The sequence below is a fragment of the Gemella sp. 20925_1_85 genome (genome assembly GCF_041433735.1).
Taxonomy (GTDB): domain Bacteria; phylum Bacillota; class Bacilli; order Staphylococcales; family Gemellaceae; genus Gemella.
Genome location: NZ_JAPWCC010000044.1, coordinates 1 through 6,795, shown reverse-complemented (window position 1 = coordinate 6,795; position 6,795 = coordinate 1). Strand labels below are relative to the sequence as shown.

Below are 6,795 nucleotides of genomic sequence, written 5' to 3'. Positions count from 1 at the left end.
GTCTTATTTTGTATATTCATATTAGTAATTTTATTGATAAGAGTTTCAATATTTTAAAAAAGTCTGAAAATAATATTAGAGATATATATAAACTATTTTATATAATAATAAATCACTATTTATATTGGATACTCAAAATCTGTAAACAGATAATTAAGATGTATTAAAGTAGGTTTAGTTTATAATAAGAATAGTATTTAGAATCAATTTCTAAAATATTTAAGAAACTTTAGAAAACAAAATATAAAAACTTTCGTAATTTATGAAGGATATTTAAGTTATTTGTTGAAAAAAATGCTTATATATAGTATAATATAGGGCAGTATAAAGTGGTTTACTTAAGTTACTTTATTCATAAAAATGTTTTTTTATTTTTATTTTAATTTTTATAGAAAATATCATTATATAAATTCTATAATTTTAGTTTACAACTATAATATTAAAAGGAGGATTAACATGTATAGTAAAAACAATAAAAAGATGAATGATCAAGAACAACTTGAAAAAGTTAATCAATACGGGATTAAAAAATTCAACGTTGGAACAGCGTCAGTATTAGTGGCAGCTGGTTTTGCATTCTTAGGAGGGGGGAACGCTTTAGCGAGCAATGATACTGCTGTAAATAATGCTAATGAACCGGCAAGTGAAACAGCAGCTACTACGCCTACTAAAGAAGAAACACCTGCACCTACAGTAGCAAAAGCAAACAAAGCTAACCTAAGTGCTGCAATCGCTCGTGTCCAAAACGCAATTGCAAAAGCGGGTGTAACAGAAAAAACAGCATCTGCAATAGAAGAAGGAAAAGCAGAATTAGCTAATGCTCAAGCTTTAGAAGCAAGTGAAACAGCTACACAAGGTGAAGTTGATAAAGCAACTGTAGCGTTAAAAAACAGAGCTTTCGTATTAGAAACAATGCCGAAAGCAACTGCTGATAAAAAAGAAGGAAAAGCAAACAAAAACCAAGATTCTCGTAATGGACAAGCTATCCCTGGACAAGGTGAAAGTGGTTTTAGAGCAGTTGACACAACAGCAGCTAACTCAGCAGCTGAAGCAACTAAATACAAAGGTGTAAGAGATGCTGCATTACCAGAACTACAAGCAAATATTGCTAAAATTCAAGCTGAAATTGATAAAGAAAAAGCAAAAGGTGCAAATAAAGCTGACGCGGCTAAGATTGAAAATCTTGAAAGAATTAAAACAAAAGCTGAAGGTGTAGTGACTAAAGCTAATGCAGCAGATGTAACATCAGCTCAAGCGATGAGCCAACAAGCTGAAGCAGTTAAATCTGAACGTGACCTTTTAGCATTCTACTTAGCCGGAAAAACTGAATTAGGGGCTCCAGTAAGTGAAAACCATGTAGCTTATGGTAACAATCCTAAAAACGGTGTTTTCGAAAGCTTAAAAGAAGGTTTTGGAGATAAAGTAACTTTCACTGATGCTGATAAAAAATCAGAAACAATTGCTAAGCAATATGAAAGCGGACGTGACATTACTAATAAAGTAAATAATGTTCCAAATGCAAAAGATCCAATCGGTAGTGCAACATATAACTGGCAAGAAAAAACTATTACAAAAGCTGATGCAGAAGCTGGTATGTTAAATGGTTGGAAAATTGAAAAAGGTGAAAAAGTTAATGCGGTTAAACCACTTGATGTAACAAATGTTACAGATAAAGATGGACAACCAAGTACACGTGAAGTTCCAAAATCAAAAATCTATTCAAATGATGGAGAATTGAAAAAATATCAAACATCAGGTGAAAATAGTTATGTTAATGGTAGTGGTGCTGTTCCTTCAGTAACTCCAACAATTGATGTAATGAGAACAAATGTGTTCGGTGAAGTTAAAAACCGTGATTACTACCTAGAATTAGGAAGTAAAGGTACAACACTTTCTAAAGAATTTGATGTTAATGGAAATTCACGTCTAAATGTTAACTTAATTCATAGTGCAGCATACGGTGGTAGTACATCTACTTCTGCAGGTGAAAGAGTTAAATTAACAATCGTAGATGCATTCACTGGTAAAGAAATCAAACCAGTTGAAGGTAAAAATGGTCCATTATCAACAGAGCAAGCTGCTCTAGCTGCAAATGGATGGAACCACTTGGACCGTATTTATGATATTCCAGCAGAAACAACTAAAATTAAAGTGTTAATTGAAGCTGGAAGTCAAGGAACAAATACATTAATTAATAACAATAATATCAATATTAAAGATGGTTACTTAATCGGTGGTATTGGTATTGCAACTGCACCAGCTGCAGAAGTCATAACAAATGTTCGTTCTGGTAATAAAACTGGTGAATATGGATATACAAAAGATACAATCTACGAAAAAGGTCAAAAAGGTAATTTTGACGTTACAATTAAAAACACTGGTGGAATGAATATTGACTACTATTCTGCATCAAATGTTGAAGTAACAGTAGAAGTTCCTAAAGGTGTAGTATTAGAAGATAAAATTTACAATGCCAATGGTGGATCAAACTGGTTAGGAAATGTTTGGGCAAATACTATCAAATGGGTTCCAAATGATCCAAGTGATAACTCAAAAGGTGGGAAATTAACATATAACGTACCAGCAGGAAATCGTATGGCTGCTGCAGAGACAAACTCTCGTACAACAAGTATTCCATTCACAGCTGCAGATAACTTCGTAGGACCAGCTGATTTTAAAGTTACAGTTAAGAGTGGTTTCGGAGACACAGATGCAGAAGGAAATAGATTATACTCTTATACTGCAAATGGATTAAAACCACCTTATGAAAACGAGTTTAACCGTAATGGTTTAGCGGATTCAGATAATCCAGATTACAAATATGGTAAAGTAATCTTCATCAATAGTTTACAAACTAACTCAGTAATTACAGTACCAATTAACACAAATGATGAACAACTTAAAGCAATTGCTTATGCAAAAGCTCAAGAAGCAATTAAAACTCCAGAGTTTACTAAATTATTAACAGATGTTACTGGTACAGCTGCATTAGGTGACACTAATGGTTCTACTTTAGTGAAAAAAGATGATATCGAAATTACGAAAGTTGCTGAAGATGGACGTGGGGTTGTTAAAGTACCTGTAACTTATACTGTAGATGGTAAAACATTCGAAACTACTGTTGATATTGAGGTAAATGTTGTTAAATCAACAACAAAACCAGTCGTAGTATTTGAAGGTGATGAAATTACACCTGCTAGTGTTAAAGAAAAAGTAGAACCAGCTACTACTGCTGGTAAAGGTACTGCTAATGAACCAAAAGCTAGTGATATCTTCAAAACTGACGGAAAAGCTGGAGAGTCAGGATTAAAGATTCCAACAACAGTTACTCATAATGTAGATGGAACTGAAGTTACAGAAGATGTAACAGTACCAGTTACGGTTCTTCCAAGAACAGAAGGTGAAGTAGACGTACCTAAAGGAGCTACTCCAGATAAAGTTAAGGATACTATAAAAGCTAAAGCAAATGAGTTAATTAAAACTCCAGACTTCCCTTCAAAAGTACCAGAAGGATACACTGTAACAGTGGGAGAAATTCCTGAACTTCCTGCTGATATAGCAAGTAAAAAAGGTGAACCAGTAGTTGTAAAAGTACCTGTAACATTTACATCTCCAGAAGGTGACACTTATACTTCAGAAATTCCAGTAACAGTAAACGTTAAAGGTTCAGAAGTGAAGCCAGTTTACGTAGTAGAAGGAAATCAACCAAAACCTGCAGATGTTAATGAAGCAATTACACCTGATAAAGGTGGAGACTTAACTCCTGTAACTGAAGCTGATATCAGTAAAGATGTACCTACAGATAAAGTTAAAGTAGGAGCAACTGATTTAACAGTTACAGCAACTGTTAAATACCCAACTGGTGACGAAACTGTTAATGTCCCAGTTAAAGTATTACCAAAAGCAACACCAACAGGTGTAACAGTAGTTAAAGATACTGATGATACAGCTCTAACAAATGCTGTAAAAGAAAAAGCAAATGAAGCAGTAAGTAAATTAACAAACTTACCAGATGGAATTACTGCATCACTAGATGAAAGAGAGACTTCTTACACATTACCAAAAACAGATTCAAACGGTGACAAAGATACAGTTCCTGTAAGAGTATTATATAAAGATGCTAAAGGAAATGTTGTAGGCGAAGATACAATTAAAGTACCGGTTAAAGTAGTAAGCTCAACACCAAAACCAGTAGTTGTGTTCGAAGGTGAAACACCAAAATTAGACAAAGATTCAGTAACACCAGGTGATGGAGGAAAAGTCGGAGAACCAACAACAGTTCCATCTACAAAAGATAAAGCTGGAGCTACAGATGTTACAGTTGATGTACCTGTAACTTACGACAACGGAAAAGTAACTGAATCAGTTAAAGTTCCAGTAACAGTATTACCAGTGGCTAAAGCTGATGTAACAGTAGCTAAAGGAACAACTCCAGATAAACTGAAAGATTTAGCAAAAGCTAAAGCTGATGAAGCAGTTAAAGCGACTGATTTCGTATCTAAATTACCAAATGGTGCAAAAGTAACTGTTGGTGATGTAACTGAAGATGTATTAGCTAAAATAACAGCTGAAAAAGGTACAAACACAGGGACTGTTAATGTACCAGTAACATACACAGTTGATGGAAAAGACTACACAACGACAATCCCTGTAACAGTAAATGTTAAAGGTTCAGATGTTAAACCTGTATACGTTGTAGAAGGTGACAAACCAAAAGCTGATGATGTAAACAAAGCAATTACTCCAGATACTGATGGAACTAAAACACCAGTAACTGAGGATGACATCAACAAAGCTATCCCAACAACAGATGGCAAAGTTGGATCTGAGGATGTTAAAGTTACTACAAAAGTAACATATCCTAACAATGTTGAAGAACCAGTTACAGTACCAGTAACAGTATTACCAAAAGTTAAACCAGAAGGTGTAGTAGTACCGAAAGATGCTGATAAGGCTGAATTAGCAAAAGTTGTTAAAGAAAAAGCTGAAGAAGCAGCTAAAAAACTTAACGGTCTTCCGGAAGGTGTAACAGTTACAGTAACAAATGTTGAAACAACTCCTGGAACAGATAAAACAGGTAAACAAACACCAGCAACTGTAACAGTTGAATACAAAGATAAAGATGGAAACAAAATCACTAAAGTGATTGAAGTGCCAGTAAATGTTGTATCTTCAACTCCACCAGAAGTAGTAGTATTTGAAGGTGACACACCAAGTACTGATGATGTTAAGAAAGGTATTAAACCTGGGGAAGGCGGAACAGTAGGAGATCCTACAAAAGTTCCATCTACAGTAGGAAAAGCAGGGGACAAAGACGTAGAAGTAGAAGTACCAGTAACTTACGAAAATGGTAAATTCAAAGAAAACGTTAAGGTTCCAGTAACAGTATTACCAAAACCAACAGCAGGTTCAGTAATTGTACCAAAAGATCTTTCAGAAAATGAATTAAAAGATAAAGTTGGTAAAGATGCAGAAAATGCAATCAACAACGAAGAATTCAAGAAAAAACTTCCTGAAGGAGCAACTGTTAAAGTTGATTTAACAAATATTACATTACCAAAAACTTCAACACCAGGAAAAGCTGGAGAAGTTGAAGTACCAGTTATTTACACTGTAAATGGAAAAGAGTATAAAACAACAGTTAAAGTTCCAGTAACAGTAGTAGAAGGTAAAGAACAACTTGTACCAAAAGGTGATAAACCAGATCCGAAAGATAACATTACGCCATCTGATTACCCAGAAGGATCAACATTCGAATACGATACACCAGTAGATACTTCTAAACCAGGTAAAAAAGAAGCTGTAGTAATTGTTAAGGATAAAGATGGAAAAGAAATAGTAAGAGTTCCTGTAGTAGTTAATGTGGTAGAACCAAAAGTTACACCAATTATCGTTCCAGAAAGAACTAAACTTACTAAAAAAGATGTAGAAAAACACATCGAAATTCCAGGAGTAACTGGATGGGAAATCGTAGGGGAACCAGAACTTCCTGAAACATTCCCAGCTGGTGTAAGACCATCAGCAACAGTTACAGTTAAATTACCAAATGGTAAAACAATTAAAGTAGAAGTTCCAGTAATTGCTACTCCAACTGTAACACCAATCGTTGTACCTCAAGGAACAACAATTACACCAGATGATGTTAAGAAACACGTTAATATTCCTAAAGAATCAGGATGGGAAATTGTAGAAGTTGGAGAAATCCCAACAACAGAAACACCAGGAGACAAAACAGGTGTTAAAGTTAAGGTGAAATTACCAACTGGAGAAGTAATTGAACTAGAAGTACCAGTAAAAGTTACACCAAAAGAAACTCCAGCACCTAGACCAACTGTTAAAACTACTCCAATAGTTGTAGAAGTTGGAACTCCAATTACTCAAGAAGATGTTAAGAAACATGTTGAATTACCAAAAGGTGCTGAAATAGTTGAAATCGGAGAAATCCCAACATCAGAAACAGCAGGACAAAAACCAAGTGTTAAAGTTAAGGTTAAATTACCGAATGGAGACATCGTTGAAGTAGAAGTACCAGTAACAGTAACTCCAAAAGCAACTCCGACACCACGTCCTGAAAAACCGTCAACACCAGAAGTGCCAGCTACTCCAGAAGCGCCAAAAGCTCCTGTAGCTAAAGCAGGTGAAAAAGTATTACCAAACACTGGTATCGCAGATAACAACTCTGCATTAGCAGGATTAGGATTAGCAATCTTAGGATTAGCTGCTGCGGCAAGAAGACGTAAACAAAAATAAAATAAAACTATTATTCAAGTAATATTACTTTGATATAGTAAAAGA

The 6,795-nt window shown here is 34.7% G+C and carries 1 protein-coding gene; it reads left to right on the top strand.

Going from position 1 to position 6,795, the window contains the following annotated elements:
- The first annotated feature begins 456 nt into the window (after positions 1-456).
- Positions 457-6,750, top strand: a complete 6,294-nt coding sequence (locus O3884_RS08820) for a Rib/alpha-like domain-containing protein (RefSeq protein WP_371453000.1) — start codon at positions 457-459, stop codon at positions 6,748-6,750.
- Positions 6,751-6,795: the final 45 nt, after the last annotated feature.

Coding starts and splice junctions, on each gene's coding strand:
- O3884_RS08820 (WP_371453000.1), top strand. CDS start 457: ATGTATAGTAAAAACAATAAAAAGATGAATGATCAAGAACAACTTGAA.